The following is a 17,407-nucleotide window of genomic DNA, read 5'->3' as shown; positions in this document are numbered from 1 at the left end:
CCCTTACAATATCAGGATTCCCAGCACCGCCGTCACCGCCACCACCGCCAAAATCCCCCCTCCCATGACAAAGAGGCCACCGACCCGGAAATGCCTGCGGCGGCGAAGCCAGCCGCCGAACCCGACGGCGACGATCCCGATCAACGCCGGTGTTCCAAAGAAGGTCATCAAATCGTCATATCCCGGTTTAAGATAAAGTGAGAGCGTTCCATAAAACGGTTTCGCCTCTTTATCCTCTGCTTTGACCACCAGGTCATACTGCGTCATCTGCTCCGTGAAAGTCGGCGGGCCCCGCCGCGGGATCAACGTCACATGAATCGGGGCTTCCTCATGCGGCGCCAGATCGACATTTCGGGGATCGATCCGAGCGATCCAGCCTTCCGGCTTTCTCTGAATGCTCAGGGTGAAGAAGTTCATTTCGTCGCCGGGATTTGAAATCACCACGTCGACGACCCGGCGCTCGCCCGATTGCAGAAAGCGGGGTGAAGGGATGCGGGGAAAGACATCGGCCGACTGCGGCTCGTGCTGCGGCAGGTCTTGAGCAAGACCGAGCCCGGCGAGAGAGACCAGGACAAAACCGATCAAACGAATCAGGAGACCCACGCCTGTTCCCCCGCCAAGTAAGCCTTGATCTGATCGGCATGACCGAGCAAGCCGGCCAGCAGGCCTAACGAAATCAGGAGAACCAACGGAAGCCAGGGGACCAAGACAGGCAGCCCCTTGGGAGGAAGAAGCCACACCCCGTAATTCATCCACCACGCCATCTGGGAGCGGGTATCAAAGAAATAGTGGGTTGCGAACATAAAAAAAAGGAGGCGCGCCTCTCGCTCTCCATATCGGCGGAAGAGCAGCGGCGCCAGAACAAAGACCGGCGTATGGAAAAAACTTCGATATTCCGCCCAGATCACGTGATCCAGATCTGGAATGAGCGTCGTAAAAACACGAAGGAAGAAAAAAGGGGAGAACCCTTCCAGGACGAGCAGCACGAAGAAGGCGAGGCAGAGGTGGGTCATCGCTTCCAGAAAGAGGTAGAGGTGCCAATGACTCACCCAAAGCGGCTGGCCATACTTCTCGAACAAAACGTAGAAAAAGACAATCCCCAGGAGCGGGAAGACAATCCGCCTCATCCGGCCCCTCTTTTTTTAGCGGGCGTCGTCGCTGTCGCCGGCAAGACAGCCACCGGGGTCGGCGCTTCCGCCGTCCCTTCCTTGCGTCGTTTGTCGGTCACCCAAAAGGTGAGATACTTCCCGAGCATCATTCTCGTCTGCGCATCAACCGCCGGCAGTCCTACGAGAAAAATGTAGGAGAAAGGAACGAGCGCCCACTGCAGCGTCATCGATGCGGTCCGCCATTGGCCATACCGGGGAGGTCGCGGGGGAAGAAGGGCGTGGCAGAGAAAGACCGACAGAACGACGCCGATGAGCGAGACGGAGAGGATCGACCGGGTCATTGAGATAAAATTGTAGGCGAGGACCGTTTCTTGAAATTGTCTCCCGCCGACCCAAAGGGGGAGCATCCCGAAAATCGGGATCACAAAAGGAGCGCTCGCCCAGCTGTAGTTCCCCTCCAAAATCCGGAAGACATGTTTAATCTTTTTTCGCAGGGGGATGCGCCGCTCCGCCAGGAAGCCGCGCATCATCAATGGAAATTTCTCGATCCCCCAGGCCCACCGGCGCATCTGCTTATATTGATTAATCAGCGTCTTCCAGTAGCTCTCCGCCAAATTGGCATCCATGGAGACCGGGACATAAAGCGGCACGGTTTCATAATTCCCATCATAGTAGAGATAACAAGAGAAGAAAATCACAGAATCATCCGAGATGACATCAACCGGCCAATAACCGACCTCTACCAACGCCTTAAAGGACATCGCATGGCTTGAGAAGGTAATCAAGAGGTCGGGTCGGATGCTCTGAACCATATGCCAGAAGGTGGTGCTGTTTGCTACCACCCGCGCAAAAGAGGGAGCATCCCAGATGTTATTGTGATACATCGGAAGCGGCTGATAACTGCGGCGGGTGCGGTCGGGATGAATGATGTAGTTGTAGGTCAGGCAGCCGAAGTACTGCCGGTCGACGCAGGTATCGGCATCGAATGCCGAGAGGACCACTTCCTCATAAGCGATTTGATTTTCATCCAGATAACGTCGGACCTGCCGCCCGGCCCATGACAGGTTCGCCCCCTTGACACGGGCCTCACCCGGAATACCGTCGGGGTGAAAGGTGGTCAAAAAAGCGCTGAAGGAGGCGCCGAACTCGGCACGGAGCGCCTTTGCCTTCTGATAGGCCGGAATCCCCTCCCGCTCCTCGAATGCCATCACGATGATCATCCGATCGCTCGGATAGTCGGCTTGAAGGAGCGCGTTCAATGACGCGCGGAGAATCTCGATTCCTTCTCGGTAGGTCGGGAAGATCACGACATGGTAAATGCGCCTCCAATCCCAAACCTGAACCTGCTTCTCCTCGAGCTGTCTGAGCTCTTCAACATGAACATGGAGGCTCTGGCGCCGCTGCCGGGGCGCCCGCGCTATTTCCTGTTGCGCCAACGCCGCCTCCGCTTCTCTGCGATAGACGGCCAGATCTTTAGACACCCGCTCGCACCGGGCGCGCCAATCGGTCCCCCACTCCATCCGGACCCGACGATATGCAAGGAACATAAAAATCGAAAAATAGGTGACGCGGATTAACCAATAGAGATCATAGGCAATGATAAAGATGGCGACCCAGACCGGCCGGACAAAAGAGAAGATGAGCAGCGCCGAAAAGGTCGTCCAAAGCAACAGGCCGGGAACGATCTCAAAGACCCGCTGCAGGTACCGTTCTCTTCGGCTGGTGGTTTGAGGAGAGGGAAGATAGAGGCCCATTAGAGCCGGCCCCCAAGGAACGACGACGTCCTTCCGAAGGAGAGGTCGGCTTGGTAGAGACGGTTCCGAAAAAGAAAGTAGAGCTTGTCATCAGAATCATGGTAAACGAATTTCGGCGCCTCCCCCTTGAGTCGAAGGATCGGATCGGCGGTCGGAAAGCCCTCTCCCCCGGTCTCAGCCATATAAACAGTGTCATTTGCGGCGTAAAGAATATGCGTCCGATCACTGTACCAAACTGGCCCGAGGATCGGCTCTTTTTTCTGAAGGACCTGTTCAAAGGAGCCGGCCTCTCGTACCGGATGCGTCTTCCCCTCTTTGAGATAATAGACAAAAAGCCCGGCATTGACATCGGCATTGTAGGATTGATAAAGAAGCCGATCCCCTTCCTCATTGAACACGGCGCTCTGGACATGAGCGGCGATTGGAGCATACGTGCCCGCGGCGGTATCCTCGATTAGCCAGAGCTGTCGATGACGATCGATCAGTGCGATTTTTCCGCGACCGGATAAAATCAGATTCTCATTGCCCTTATTGTCAATGTCATCCGATTCGGTCGGCAGCAGGGCGATCTCTATCCGTTTTCCGGTCGGAAGGTCTTGTTTGAAGAGCGCGGGGGAAGACGCTGTTGTAAAATAGATCGTCTCTCCCGATATGGCATAGCTCTGAATTTGATCCGGGACGACCTGCGTCGTCGATCTTATGTCGTAGGCGGCACGATAGAGCAGCCCTCCTTGGAGAAAGAAAAAGCTCAATCCGCTTCGGGTCCACTTCCACTGATCGACCTCTCCCTTCCCCGGCGGGACGAACGCATACGGCTCCCCTTCCCGCACCCCTCCTTCAAGCGGGAGAATGAAGTACTGCTTTGTTTCTTTTGTTGCCACCGAAAAAGCGATTCCCTGGCCGTCCATCAACCAGAGAAGCCGGTCGATTGAATTTGCTGAACTTTCCCGATTTGGCGAATCAGCCGATTCGCCCGCCGTCGGGTCGCTCTTTTCTCCGAGCGGAAAGAGCAGATGTGTTTCATTCTGATCGAGATCAAAGAGCCAGAGGCTATCGCCCTTTGTTGCATCACGTCGAACATAGCTCAGCTTCCTTCCGTCCTGCGACACAGCAAAGGTCCGCACTTCTTCAGGGAAGAGAGAGCTCACGGGGATCTGCTTTGGAATTAATACGATCTGGTCCGCCAGGGTAATCTTATTCCCCCGAACCTCGATCTCTTTAGACCAGGGCCGAAATTGATCCGCCTCCACCCGGACCCGATAATGCGCAGGGGGAAGACCCCCGATTTTCGCCGGCGTCGTCTCCTTCTGTTCCTGTTGATCAATGACGATCTTCGCCCCTGCCGGCTGTGTCTTTAAAACAAGGGTGCCGGTTCGGACCAAGGTCCCCTCCTGAAAATCGTAGCGGTAACCACTTGCACTGAGAATTAGCACCGGCGCGACAATAGTAAATAAAAAGACAGAGACGAGGAAGAGCGTCTTCCGATGGCGCGGTTTCATGATCCCTCCGGCAGTTGACGGCAGATTTTTTTCAGAATGCGTTGGCGTTACGAAGCGGTGAGCGGCGAGAAACGAAATGAAAGATGCATGGCCTTATTAAACTGATACAGACCTAAACCGTATCCGGCGTTCCCCACCCTACTTACCCAACGGCATCCTCAATGGCTATTGAAGGACTTCGAGTTGATTCTCTACGGAGACGACCCCTGCCGTGCTCCAAGCGATCCGTTCCGCTTCGCTTTTTTCTCTTGGATTCTGAACACGGCCGTTCAGTCTGACGATCCCTTTCTTAGATTCTACATCGATCGCCAGCGCATGAGTCATTGGGTTCTGAATCAGACCCGATGTAATTTTGGAGGCGATGACCGCATCTTCAAAGCGATCCACCCTTCGGGTCTGCGCAATTTCCAAAAGATTTTCAACACCCCGGACGCCGACCACCTGGGCGGCGATTTCCGACGCCCTTTTCTTTCGCTCCTCAGTCGGCACAGCCCCGCTGAGGGTGACGACCCCCTGGCGTGTATCGACGTTGATCCGGAAGAGATGAAGGGTTGTATCGCCTGCTAAATTTGCACGGATCCGGGCCGAGATCGCGGCGTCATCGATCGTCTCCGGGGCGACACTCTTCTGATGGGATGCGCATCCGGCCACCCCTACGATCAGTAAAACTACAAAGAACAAATAACGAATCTGTTTCATCTTATTGATCTATCCATGGCCCATGGCCAATTAATCGATGCAAAGCGCCTGCTGAGTTACTGATGGCTGGAGCGGCGGCTTCGGGAGGTCGCCGCTCCAGCCGATCCGTTTATCCGACATCTTCGAGAAAGTGCACGGGAAGTGCTTTCCCCGGTTTTCTGGACGACGAGCCCTCAAACTTACCGACTTTTAGGTTGTCCTCCACACGGCGGACCCCCTCGGTATTCTTAGCAATTCCAATCGCCTTTTGTTTCTGGTCGGCCGTATCCACCACGCCACTCAGGAAAACGACACCGCTCTGCGTGTCGACGTCGATCTTCATTGCATTCAGCGCGTCATCTGACAGAAGCTTTGCCTTGACCTTCGCCGTCAGCGCAGCATCGTCGCTTCGCGAAGGGGTGCTGGCACCTCGATCGGTCGGCGTATTCTGGCTGTGGTTATCCCGCCAAGAGGCACAACCGGCCATCACTCCTATCAATAGAACCAGAACCAGCGTTTTACTGAGTGTTTTGTTCATTTGTGTCTCCTTTAAAGGTTATTTAATGGAACAGAAATGTCAGACCGCCTCGAACCTGATAATTGTTCGTCGAAATCGGAGGCAGGCCGGCGCGGACGATGGCATTGTCGATATTCTTGCCGAAGATGGGCTCCTCCGAAACCTTCGCCGCTGTCGGCATTTTGATTTCATCCAACCGCCATGAACGCCGATTCCGAAGTTGGCGATCTCCGGTATATACCAAGCATGCTTTTCTTGGTTCATGTCGTCCTGTGCATGGGCGGAGAGGGCACCCCTCCTTGTCTCTAAAACCTCTGGGTCAGCAAGTTCCATTTCTCGGTGCTCGACCTAATTTAAGACAGCGGTTTCCAATGGCGGTTATCATCAGAGCGCGGCGAATGACTCAAAATTAAGTCGAGCATTGCGACATGTGCCACCGGAGATAGCATCGCACTGCCGGAATGGGGAGCAATTCGATATCGGTCAAAATTGACCGCGCTTTCACCTCACATTGTGGAGAGGTCATTCCTTATTTTTTTAGCCGCAGAGGAAAGAACCATTCCTTTGCGGAGAAATTCATATGGCAATTGAACCCGGGCGGACACCGTCCTGATTACAAAGCAGCCGCCCAAGCACCGTCTCAAGAGAACTCGCTTTTGCTCACTAAGACGGCGAGGCTCTACGATAACCGGAGAAAGACTATCGGCTCCGATGGCGACCGGCCGATTTTCGGTTCGACATAATAACTTTGTCGACAATTTCACCGCAATAAACACATCTCCAGCCTGGATAGAACCAGGCGTATTCATCTTCCAAGCCGTAGAAGTTTTCGTGAACCATCGATCCTGAGCATCTTGGACATTTCATAATCGACCTCAACTCCGATTAGATTGTCTTTAATAACAAGAGGAAGCGGCGCCTCCTCTTTCCCCCAATTTTGCTTGACTAAAACAGCAAGTTCCATGCCCTCGCGAAAGATGCGAATTAGACAGAAAAAGAGGTCCCTGCGGTTAGGAAATGAAAAAAAATGCAGTTTTTATGAAACGCTACCGGAACTTCGTGATGCAGCCGAAATCAGATGGAAAAAAAGCAAGGAGGAGAGGTTAGTTCGGGTAATTTTTTCACAGCAATGGAAGGGGGAAAAGGCCAGTTGTAAATCTTACATACGGATCGTTAACACACCGCCGATTCCTCTATCCTCATCGAGGCGGTGGCGCTGTCGATCCGAGCGTGGATGCCGAAAGGAAGGGTGGCCAGCGCATCCCCATGTCCCGAGGGAAAACCGAAGAAAATAGGGAAAGAGAATTCCTCTAAGATCTCCAAGATGATCTCTGGAAGGCGCTCCGGCTGGCAGCGCGGCATTTGACCGAAGACAATCCCCTTCACCCGATCGAATTTTCCGAGTCCCTTTAGGTGAGAGAGCATCCGATCAATCCGATACGGGGCTTCGTCGGTATCTTCAATGAAGACAATTTTCCCGTCGGTCTCGATTTCATAAGCGGTTCCGATCGAGGTACAAATCAACGTCAGACAACCGCCGATCAAGACCCCTTCCGCCGTTCCGGGCCGCAGAATCTCGACCTGAGGAAAGACCATTTCGACCTTCTCTCCGCCGAGAATCCGGACGAAATTTTCTTCCGATAGCCGATTCGATTCTTTCCCGAACTGCGTCGCCACCATGGGGCCATGGAAAACCGCCCAACCGAACGAACGGGAGAAGTAGAGGAGGAGGGTCGTAATATCGCTGCAGCCAACCAAGATTTTGGGGTGCCGGGCAATCCGTTCGGGAGAGAGAAACGGGAGAATGCGCGCGGCGCCGGAGCCGCCCCGCGCGCAGACGATCGCATCGACGCCGCTCTCGAACATCGATTGGAGATCGTCCGCCCGCTCCCGGTCCGTTCCGGCAAAATAGCGATGCGCCTTTTCCACATGCCGTCCCAGAACCACTTTGAATCCGAGCTGCTCCAGCCGGAGCACGCCTCGATGAAGCGCGGCTGAATCGACCTGCCCCGCAGGGGCCACGATGCCGAGGGTGTCCCCCGGTGACAGCCTCTTTGGCTTGATGATTTCTTTCCGGCCGGTCCTTTTAGACACCGACGACCTCTTGAAAGATCAGATCATGCAGCTCGGGGCGAAAGGTGCGGATCTTTTGATTTTCGCGGGTGGGATGAATCCGATTGGTCAGAAGAATAACGACCAGATCTTTTTTCCGATCGACCCAGATCGACGTCCCCGTAAATCCGAGGTGACCGAAGCTGAGGGCGGAGAAATGATGGCCGGACGAAGAGCCTGGATGTGACGGCGTGTCCCAACCAAGCCCCCAAGAAGAGCCGACCGGGACATCGTTCCCTTTCTGCAGGGTGGTAAAAAGAGCGGCCAGGGTCGGATCGAGCAACCCTTCTCCCGCAATGGAGTCGAGCCAGAGCCGAACCAGCCGATAGACCTCCCATGCCGTGGAGAAGAGCCCGGCATGGCCCGCCACGCCCCCCATTGCATAGGCATTGTCGTCATCGACCCACCCTCGGATCACCTTTCCCCGCCAGGCACACTCTTCGGTCGCGGCAAAGAGACGGCCTCGGTAGGCCTGCGGTCGGCGGCCGATGCGGATAAAGAAAGTCTCCTTACAATGAAGCTCAGAGAAGAGCTGCCGATAACAGAAGCGGTGAAGCGGCTCGGTCGCGACCGCCTCCACCACCTCGCCCAGGAGAATAAATCCAAGATCGCTGTAGAGGCTCTGGCGACCCGGCGCGGCGATCAGCGGCTCCTCACGCATCCGCTGACAGACGAGGCGTTTTGCGGAGGGGGAGCCCAAAAACCCCGGCTCTTTTTCTTCCCGCTCGACGATCTCCTGATAGTAAGGCTTCCAATTTGGCAGACCGGCGCTGTGATTGAGAAGATGATAAAGGGTGATCTCCTGCTTGGTCCCTTCAGCGAATTCGGGAAAAAACTTGGAGAGAGGATCGGTGAGCGTAAGCGATTTGTTTTGAATTAATAAAAGAACCGCGGCCGCGGTGGCAAGCGGCTTGGTGAGGGAGGCCAGGTCGAAGAGGGTGTCACAGGTCATCGGGATCTGATTGGGAAGAAGGGAGGCCGATCCAAATGCCTCATGGAAGCAGATCTGCCCCTGATGATGGATCAGCAGGACCCCTCCTGGGAAGACCCCGGAGGCAACCCCCTCCTGCATCTTCTCAGCAATCTGGCTCATCGTCGACTGCGTCGGTCCTCCTCATCCATGAGATAGCTTCGAGATGATTTCTTAAAAATGCTCTCCTCCATGCCCGTCGGCGCCGATAAAAACCCACTACTGCTTCCTTTCATTTAATACAGCGATCAGTTTTTGATGAATTCCCCCAAAGCCGCCGCTCGACATGATGCAGACGACATCCCCAGGCCGCGCCTCTCTCGCAAGAAGCGCGACGATTTCATCCGGGGTCGACATAAACGCCGCCTTCCGTCCCAGGGCGACCAGATCCGAGACAATCTGCGCCGGGCTGAGTCGATGCTCGGCCGGAATCTTCTCCGGTGAGAAGAGGTCGGCCAGGATCACTCGGTCGGCTTCGGCAAGGGATGCGACAAATTCTTTCTGAAAGATGTTTCTCCGGCTGGTCGCGGAGCGCGGCTCGAAAACCGCCCAGAGCCTCCGTTTAGGATACCGCAGGTGGAGCGCCGCCAGCGTCTCATAGATCGCCGTCGGATGATGAGCGAAGTCGTCAATGATCAAAATCTCTTGGACCGTCCCAACGACCTCCTGTCGCCGCTTGACCCCCTGAAACAGGCGCACCCCTTCCTGAATTTGAGTCCAAGAGACCCCCTGATGATGTGCAAGCGCAATCACCGCGAGGGTATTTCTCAGATTATGTCGACCGACCAGCGGGCTTCGGATGGCTCCGAGCTTGCGTCCCCGATAGATCACTTCGAACGAAAGAAGGTCCTCGACCATCTTGATCTCATCCGCTTGCCAATCGGCGCCGTCATCGAGCCCATACGTTTCAACACGGCAGACCAATCCCTTGGTGATTTCGGCAATCGCCGGATCTCCCGCCGCCGCCACCAGCAGCCCCTCGGGAGGGAGAAGCCCGACGAACTTTCGGAACGCTTCCTTAATCGCCGCCAAATCGGGATAGATATCTCCGTGGTCGAATTCAATGCTGGTTAAGATAGCGCTGTGCGGACGATAGTGGAGAAACTTCGGCCCCTTGTCAAAAAAGGAGGTGTCATATTCATCCCCCTCCACGACAAAGAGCGCACCCTTTCCCAAACGGTGATTGCTGTTGAAGTTCTTGACCCAGCCGCCGATCATCATTCCGGGGTCGAGGTTCGCGGAGGTCAGCACCCAGGCCAGGAGCGAAGAGGTTGTCGTCTTCCCGTGGGTGCCGGTTACTACCAGTGATCGTTTCTCTTTAAGAAAAAACTCTCCCAGCGCAGCCGGCATCGAGAAATAGGGAAGCCCTCGCTCTAGCGTGGCGACCACTTCGGGATTCGTTTTTCCAACTGCATTGCCGATAATGACCAGATCGGTATTCGATTCGATGTGGGAGGGGTTATATCCGATCTTGCATTGGATCCCCGCCTCTTGCAGCAGGGTGCTCATCGGAGGGTAGATCTGGGTATCGGAGCCGGTGACCTCGTGTCCCGCTCTCTTCAGCAGTCCGGCGAGGGCCGCCATCCCGGTCCCACAGATGGCGATCATGTGGATGCGTTTCGATTCAGGCAAGGAGTCTCCTCAATCCCATCAGGACGATGCGAGTGTAGCAGGCTCTTTGGGTTTTAGCAAGAAGCTTACAGAAATGAGGCGGTCAAAAGCCGATGTCGTGCGATCAAAATCAGGCTGTCTCCGGCAAGTGCTCTTTGATCTTTCGCAACACCTCTCCCGGATTAATCGGTTTGATGATGTAGTCCTCCGCCCCCAGTTCAATCCCCCGGGCCTTGGAGGCCGGATCAACTTTGGCGGAGATGATGAGAATGGGAATCTTCCGATATTTCGGCTCAGCCTTCAATGCTTGTATGACGCCGAATCCATCGAGCTTCGGCATCATAATGTCGGAGAGAATCAGCTCCGGCATCTCCTCTTGAACTTTCTCTACCGCCTCCATCCCATCCCGCGCGGCAATTACGATATATCCGCCTCGCCGGAGAACCGCCGTTAAGATTTGAATGGTGTCTTGATTGTCATCAACGACTAAAATCTTTTTAGACAATCGGTCTTCCTCCTTTCATCTCCTTGTTCATGAGACAGCCCCCTCCCGCCGGGAGGTCGATACTTACATCGGTCCGATTTTTCATGTGGTGCCTGTCGAAGAAAAGGAGATTGAAAGAAGGGTCAATTGATTGAAGGGGTGATCGGCTGTTCTATAAGAATGCTTCACCCGCATATATCGCTCCAGAACCATCCGGACCGTTCAGGGCCGGATAAACAGGTCCTCCCGGAATGAAGAGATCCGCATGTAGAAAAATAGTGACGGGAGTTATTTTATCACCATGTTCCCTTGAATACAAGGAAACGATTGAACTGAATGAAGGGCTGTCCCAGACGGATAAACGACCTTTCCTCCGAACAGGCGACGGCCCTATTGTCCGAGAAGAACGGTGACGGAGTTGGCACTTCGGTTCACCACCACAAGATCGAGCTTGCCATCTCCGTTAAAATCGCCCGTCGCCACAGCAACCGGATTCTGTCCGACGAGGCTAAGGAAAGCCGGCCCGAACAGATCGGTGCCGCTTCCCAAATAAACCGTGGCCGAATTGTCGCGGAAGTTGGGAACAATCAAATCAAGATTGCCGTCTCCGGTAAAATCGGCCAGTCCGACGGCATACGGCTGTAAGCCGACGACCAATATCGTCGGCACGCCGAACCCGCCTGTCGCATTATTCATCAAGATTGAAACGGTGCTGGTCGCATTGTCCGCAACGGCCAAATCGAGAAAATGATCGCCGTTAAAATCCCCGGCCACCAATCCGATCGGATCATACGTTCGGCTCGGGTCATCTCCGATGTCAGAAGGAGCCGGCGCGCCGAAGGTCCCGTCACCGGCACCCAGGAGGAGCGAGACTTGGTTCCGCAAACGGTTGGTGACGACGAGGTCGAGATTTCCATTGACGTCCTGATTGAAATCTCCCGCGACAATTCCCGTCGGACTGATGCCGGCCGGGAACGCGGAGGGAGCGCTGAATCCCCCCGATCCGTCTCCCAACAAAATGACCACTTTCCCATTTCCATTGATCGTGGTCGCCACGGCCACATCCAGGTTTGAATCGTGATTCAAGTCTGCGACGACCAGACCCGCCGGGAAGGTCTTTGCCTGATCGGCCAAATTGCTATAGACAGGAAGCGAGGTCGCCGAAAAAACACCGGCCCCGTTGTTCGATAAAAGGGTGATCGTTCCATCGGTGCTGTTGGAGACAACCAGGTCGGGCGGCTGTCCGGCACCGTGAAACTTTCCGGCGGCGATATATTGAGGATGAACCCCGACCGTATAGTGAACCGCCGCACCGAATGCCTGAGTCGGCGTCGTGAAATCACCGGTCCCGAAAAGAATCGAGATGTCGTTGGTTGCGAAATTGGCGGTTGCCAGGTCCATCTTTCCATCTCCGTTAAAATCGGCAACGACGATATCGTTTGGACTCGTCCCCGCACCCACCGGGAAGTCATAGGGCGGACCGAGGAACGGCAGCACGAAACCTTGATCGGCCCCCTCCGCAGTCCCATTCGCGTTCTTCGCCACGATTCGATAATGGTACGGGTTATTCGGAGTCAGCCCATTGAGGGTGATCGGATTCACATTGATGAAATTGTTTCCCGCCGCAAAGGGCTGGGCAATCGGAACCTTCGTTCCATAAGCGGTTGTCACGCCATATTCGAAATACGCCTCTGTCACGGCGAATCCGTTCGGGTTGATTTTTCCGTTTAGTGTTGCAGAACCTGAGAGGATCACATTGGTCGGCGGCAATGTGATCACCGCTGGCGGAGGGGTGGGATTCGGCACCACGGATATTTCTGATGAGGGGAGACTCTCTCCCCGATCGTTGCGTGCCGTGACGACATAATAATACGTCTGTCCATTCGTGAGACCCGTCTCGGTATGAGGGCTGGAAACAGTAGGAATCGATTGTCCATTGGCAGGGGTCACCCCTGCCGCCGTTCTCCAATAAAGGATATACGCACTGGTAGACAATGCTCCGGCTGCGTTGTCCCAACTTAATGTCACTTTTTGATCTCCAGGCACCGCGGTCAGGTTGCTGGGCGGTGCTGGAACTGTCTCAGAGGCAAAGGGGGTCGCCGACACCTGAGCCGACTCGACCCCTTGTCCAAGGCTATTCTGCGCTGTGACGACAAAGTAATAAGTCGTTCCATTGGTCAGACCGGCTTCGATTCGGATCGTCGCCCCTCCCAGAACCTGGGTCTGCCTGCCACCGACGATCGTATTCCAATTGTTTCGATTCACTCCCGACCTCTCCGCGCGGTAGACGAAATAGCTCGATGCCCCTGTCACGGAGTTCCATTCCAATGTGATTTGACCGACCGACGGGGTCGCTTTCAAACCGGTGGGAGCGAGAGGAAGGGCGGTGGAAAGTGGTGTGGCAGACGCTTCAACCGACTCGGCACTCTCCCCCGCCGCGTTGACCGCGGTCACGACCACATAATAGGTCGTTCCATCGGAGAGATCGGTGTGGGTGAAGGGGCCTGCAGCCACCGGCAGACGCTCGCCGAGGGGGAGCGTCTGATAATTCACCTTGGTGATGCCGGAGACAGTAGCGAAATAGAGATTGTAAGAGAGCGCCCCCGGCACCGGGGTCCACTCGACCGTGATCGCTCCGCTCGCCGTGGTGAGGATAACCCCCGTCGGCGCCGGCAGGAGGCCTGCATCGTGGTGCCGATGGCTATGGCCGCAAGCGGCCAGAAGGAGAGAGATCAGGATGAAAGGGAGGGCTCTAATCTGTCGAATGCCGGCTGTCTGATCGTTTATCTTCCACATCCCACCTGAGTGTAACAGCCGATCCCCCTTTTGACAAGAAACAGAGGCCGATTGATCGGGTCTTTGGATTCCCGCTCGATTCTTGACCTCCTCCGGTCAATCCTCTATAATGATCTGATTTTTGAAGGATTCTCCGGCATCCGGGAATGCTTCGTCACGAGGGGAGCCGATGGAAGAGGTCAATGACCAGATTGCTCAACGGATCAAAAAGCTCGACGCGCTACGCGCCGCCGGAATCGATCCGTATGGAGCCCGCTTTGAGGGGAAAACACCCCTCGCCGAAATCGTCGAGAAATATCAGACGGCGACCAAAGAGGCGCTTGAAGCACAGCCGGTGCGCTACAAGATCTCCGGAAGGATGGTCTCGCTCCGGCGGTTTGGAAAAGCCTCCTTCGCCCACCTGCAAGACGGCAGCGGTCGGCTTCAGGTCTACTTCAAGAAAGATCATCTCGGCGAGGCCGGGTATGATCTTTTCGAGAAGCTCGACATCGGCGATTACATCGGCGTGGAGGGCCCCCTTTTCCGGACGAAAACAGACGAGCTGACCCTTCAAGCCGATCGGTTAACGCTCCTCTCCAAGTCGCTTCGGCCCCTTCCGGAAAAATGGCATGGGCTGACCGATGTCGAGACCCGTTACCGGATGCGCTATGTCGATCTGATCGCGAATCCGGAGGTCCGGCGGGTCTTTGCGCTCCGCGGCCAGATCATCGATTCAATCCGCCGGTTTCTCAGCCAACATGGCTTCTTGGAGGTAGAGACGCCGATGATGCATCCGATTCCGGGGGGTGCGGCGGCCCGGCCATTTGTTACGCATCACAACACGCTGGGGGTCGATCTCTACCTGAGAATCGCGCCGGAGCTTTATTTGAAGCGGCTGATCGTCGGTGGGTTCGAGCGGGTCTATGAGATCAACCGCAACTTTCGAAACGAAGGAATCTCGACGATCCACAACCCCGAATTCACAATGCTCGAATTCTACATGGCGTATGCCGACTATCGCGACCTGATGTCGTTCACCGAAACACTTTTTACGACGGTGGCGACCGAGGTCTTGGGGACGCTGACGTTTGAATATCAGGGGAAACCGATTGATTTCACCCCTCCTTGGCGACGGCTCGCTTACCTTAACGCCATCGCGGAGAAACACCAGGTCTCCGTGGCAGCGCTCTCCGACCCAAAGCGGGTGGCGGAGATCATGCAAAAGGCGGGAGTGCCGGTCAAACCGACTGCGTCGCTCGCGAAACAGTTGAATGACCTCTTTGAGATAACGGTCGAGCCGGGACTGACCGGACCGGTTTTTATTACAGACTATCCGACCGAGATCTCTCCCCTGGCAAAGCGGAAGCCCGACCAGCCGCATCTGACCGAGCGGTTCGAGATGTATATCGCCTCGCGCGAGATTGCAAACGCCTTCTCCGAGTTAAACGATCCGCACGATCAACGATCGCGCTTTGAATCGCAGGTGGCGCAGCGGGCCGCCGGCGATCTGGAGGCGCATGTGATGGATGAGGACTATCTCCGCGCCCTCGAATACGGAATGCCGCCCACGGCGGGAGAAGGGATCGGGATCGACCGGCTCGTCATGCTGCTGACGAACCAGAGCTCGATCCGGGACGTCATCCTCTTCCCTCAGATGAGACCGGAAAAATAAATTGAAGGAGTCAGAAGTCAGGAACCAGAAGCCAGAAGAGACTTTCGTTTTCCCCTTCTGACTCCTGACTTCTGAATTCTGACTTCTAATTTCTTAAAAGGAATCAATGTCATTTCCTTACGAATTTTTTGTCGGCCTTCGCTATCTGAGGGCCAAACGCCGTCAAAAAGGGATCTCTCTCAACACCCTAATCTCGATCGGCGGGGTGATGGTCGGGGTTGCGGCGCTGATCGCCACCCTCGCCGTGATGACCGGCTTCAAAGAAGATCTCCGAGATAAAATTCTCGGGACGAATTCCCATGTCGTCATCACCGACCGGACCCGCGACGACATCCAAGACTATTACCGCCTGGCCGACGAGGTCAAAAAAGTGCCGCACGTGGTCGCCGCCACCCCCTTCATCTTCCGGCAGGTTCTCCTCTCCTCGGATACCAATGTTTTCGGCGTCGTCCTCCGCGGGATCGATCCGACGACCGAAGCCCAGGTGACCGAGATCGGCAAAAACCTGGTGGAGGGAAAGCTCGACTATCTGACCAACCCCCCTTCCCTTTCCCTACCGGACCAAGAGCTCGCCGAACCGGAGGGGGCGGCGGAGAAGAATTCACCCGGAATCATTATCGGAAAAGAGCTCGCCGGTCGGCTGGGAGCCTTTCTGGGAGACCGGATCAACATCGTCTCCCCGGTCGGGAAAGAAGGAAAAAATCTCGGCAAAGCGCTCGGGGGACCGATGGGCTTTACCCCGAAGATCCGGAAGTTCCGCGTCGTCGGCATTTTCGATTCGGGGATGTATGAATACGACTCCTCGCTCGCCTACATCTCCATCAAAGAAGCCCAGCAGTTCTTCAACCTCCCCGACGTCGTCACCGGGGTGGAGGTGAAGGTCGATGACATCTTCATCGCCGACCGGGTCGCCCAGCAGATCGAGAGCCATCTTCAATTCCCTTACCAAGCGCGCGACTGGATGAAGCTCAACCGGAATCTTTTTTCCGCGCTTCAGCTCGAAAAGATGATGATGTTCATCATTCTGGTATTGATCATCCTGGTCGCCTCGTTCAACATCGTCAGCACCTTGACGATGACGGTCGTGGAGAAGAGCCGGGAGATCGCCATCTTGAAGGCGATGGGGGCGACACGGGAGTCGGTGATGCGGATCTTCATGCTGGAGGGGGTCATCATCGGCGGGGTCGGCGTGGCGCTTGGCACCCCGCTGGGGATCGCCGTCTGCTGGGTGCTTCAAAAGTTTTATACACTGCCGAGCGATATCTACTACATCAGCCATCTTCCGGTAAAGATCCAGATGGTTGATGTCATCCTGGTCTCATCGGCGGCGGTCCTCATCGGATTTCTCGCCACCCTTTATCCCTCTTGGCAGGCAGCCAGGCTCGACCCGGCCGAGGCGCTGAGGTATGAGTAAAAGAAGACAGGAGTCAGGAGTCCGAATTCAGAATAAAAGACACCTCTGCCCTATTCTGGATTCGGACTCCTGTCTTCTATCTCCTCTATTTTGGGTTCTCCGTGATTGACGTTATCGATCTCTACAAATCATTTCCGATCGCCGGCAAGGAGCTGGTCATCCTTCGGGGGGTCACCGTCTCTATTCAGAAAGGAGAGATGCTCTCCATCGTCGGCGCCTCCGGCGTCGGGAAGAGCACCTTTCTCCACATCCTCGGGGGGCTCGATCGTCCGACCTCCGGGAAAATTCTTTTTGAAGGGGCCGACCTCTTTGCCCGGTCGGATCGGGAGTTGGCGGAATTTCGAAACCGACAGATCGGATTCGTCTTCCAATTTCATCACCTTCTGCCGGAGTTTACCGCGCTGGAGAATGTCATGATGCCGGGGTTGATCCGGCGGATCGATCGGCGGGAGTTAGAGACGGCCGGACGGGAGATGCTCGAGGCGGTCGGTCTCTCCCACCGCCTCACCCATCGCCCGGGACAGCTCTCCGGCGGGGAGCAGCAGCGGGTGGCGATCGCCCGGGCGTTGGCGCTGCGGCCGCAGCTGATCTTGGCCGATGAGCCGACCGGCAATCTCGACACCCATACGAGTGATGAAGTCTTCGCTTTGCTGAAGGGAATCAATCGGGATCGAGGGATGACCTTCGTCCTGGTCACCCACAACGAAAAGCTTTCCCTTCAGGCCGACCGGCTGATTAAAATGGTCGATGGAAAGATCGAAGGGGGATAGCGGGACGCTCCGCCTTCAATGAGGCGTTTCATCCGAGGGGTC

General features: G+C 55.6%; 15 protein-coding genes. 3 read left to right on the top strand and 12 right to left on the bottom strand.

Annotated elements, in window-relative coordinates; translation table 11 throughout:
- Positions 1-3: 3 nt before the first annotated feature.
- From HY282_11970 to HY282_11915, 12 genes are all read right to left on the bottom strand, one after another.
- Positions 4-603, bottom strand: a complete 600-nt coding sequence (locus tag HY282_11970; protein ID MBI3804467.1) for a hypothetical protein — start codon at positions 601-603, stop codon at positions 4-6.
- A complete protein-coding gene (locus HY282_11965) occupies positions 591-1,127 on the bottom strand; it encodes a hypothetical protein (protein MBI3804466.1) in 537 nt (178 codons plus the stop codon). Before HY282_11965 ends, HY282_11970 begins: the two co-directional genes overlap by 13 nt.
- Positions 1,124-2,863 carry a glycosyltransferase family 2 protein gene (locus HY282_11960; protein MBI3804465.1) on the bottom strand — a complete coding sequence of 580 codons (1,740 nt, stop codon included), beginning with the start codon at positions 2,861-2,863 and terminating at the stop codon, positions 1,124-1,126. The genes HY282_11965 and HY282_11960 overlap by 4 nt, the downstream gene beginning before the upstream one ends.
- Complete coding sequence (locus tag HY282_11955) at positions 2,863-4,362, bottom strand: PEGA domain-containing protein (GenBank protein MBI3804464.1); 1,500 nt, start codon at positions 4,360-4,362, stop codon at positions 2,863-2,865. The genes HY282_11960 and HY282_11955 overlap by 1 nt, the downstream gene beginning before the upstream one ends.
- Positions 4,363-4,527: 165 nt before the next feature.
- The gene (locus HY282_11950) at positions 4,528-5,061 is read right to left on the bottom strand and encodes a BON domain-containing protein (GenBank protein ID MBI3804463.1); all 534 of its coding nucleotides are present in this window, start codon (positions 5,059-5,061) and stop codon (positions 4,528-4,530) included.
- A 109-nt stretch (positions 5,062-5,170) separates the two neighbouring features.
- Complete coding sequence (locus tag HY282_11945; protein MBI3804462.1) at positions 5,171-5,578, bottom strand: BON domain-containing protein; 408 nt, start codon at positions 5,576-5,578, stop codon at positions 5,171-5,173.
- 22 nt (positions 5,579-5,600) lie between these two features.
- Positions 5,601-5,738 carry a hypothetical protein gene (locus tag HY282_11940; GenBank protein MBI3804461.1) on the bottom strand — a complete coding sequence of 46 codons (138 nt, stop codon included), beginning with the start codon at positions 5,736-5,738 and terminating at the stop codon, positions 5,601-5,603.
- 992 nt (positions 5,739-6,730) lie between these two features.
- Complete coding sequence (locus HY282_11935) at positions 6,731-7,651, bottom strand: LD-carboxypeptidase (protein MBI3804460.1); 921 nt, start codon at positions 7,649-7,651, stop codon at positions 6,731-6,733.
- Positions 7,644-8,762 carry a beta-lactamase family protein gene (locus HY282_11930; protein ID MBI3804459.1) on the bottom strand — a complete coding sequence of 373 codons (1,119 nt, stop codon included), beginning with the start codon at positions 8,760-8,762 and terminating at the stop codon, positions 7,644-7,646. Before HY282_11930 ends, HY282_11935 begins: the two co-directional genes overlap by 8 nt.
- Positions 8,763-8,858: 96 nt before the next feature.
- Positions 8,859-10,247 carry a UDP-N-acetylmuramate:L-alanyl-gamma-D-glutamyl-meso-diaminopimelate ligase gene (mpl, locus tag HY282_11925; protein MBI3804458.1) on the bottom strand — a complete coding sequence of 463 codons (1,389 nt, stop codon included), beginning with the start codon at positions 10,245-10,247 and terminating at the stop codon, positions 8,859-8,861.
- 133 nt (positions 10,248-10,380) lie between these two features.
- Positions 10,381-10,755 (bottom strand): response regulator, encoded by a 375-nt coding sequence (locus HY282_11920; protein ID MBI3804457.1) that lies wholly within the window; start codon positions 10,753-10,755, stop codon positions 10,381-10,383.
- Positions 10,756-11,124: 369 nt separating this feature from the next.
- Positions 11,125-13,530: a VCBS repeat-containing protein gene (locus HY282_11915; protein MBI3804456.1), complete on the bottom strand. Its 2,406-nt coding sequence runs from the start codon at positions 13,528-13,530 to the stop codon at positions 11,125-11,127.
- A 169-nt stretch (positions 13,531-13,699) separates the two neighbouring features.
- Here HY282_11915 and lysS point away from each other — a divergent pair, with 169 nt between their 5' ends.
- From lysS to HY282_11900, 3 genes are all read left to right on the top strand, one after another.
- Positions 13,700-15,181 carry a lysine--tRNA ligase gene (gene lysS / locus HY282_11910; GenBank protein MBI3804455.1) on the top strand — a complete coding sequence of 494 codons (1,482 nt, stop codon included), beginning with the start codon at positions 13,700-13,702 and terminating at the stop codon, positions 15,179-15,181.
- Between the two features lie 106 nt (positions 15,182-15,287).
- A complete protein-coding gene (locus HY282_11905) occupies positions 15,288-16,595 on the top strand; it encodes a lipoprotein-releasing ABC transporter permease subunit (GenBank protein ID MBI3804454.1) in 1,308 nt (435 codons plus the stop codon).
- Between the two features lie 101 nt (positions 16,596-16,696).
- Positions 16,697-17,365 (top strand): ABC transporter ATP-binding protein, encoded by a 669-nt coding sequence (locus tag HY282_11900; protein ID MBI3804453.1) that lies wholly within the window; start codon positions 16,697-16,699, stop codon positions 17,363-17,365.
- Positions 17,366-17,407 lie beyond the last annotated feature (42 nt).

It is taken from the genome of Candidatus Manganitrophaceae bacterium, from assembly GCA_016200325.1.
GTDB lineage: Bacteria > Nitrospirota > Nitrospiria > SBBL01 > Manganitrophaceae > Manganitrophus.
The sequence above is the reverse complement of the archived record's forward strand: the minus strand, read 5'-3'. Positions and strand labels throughout refer to the sequence as shown.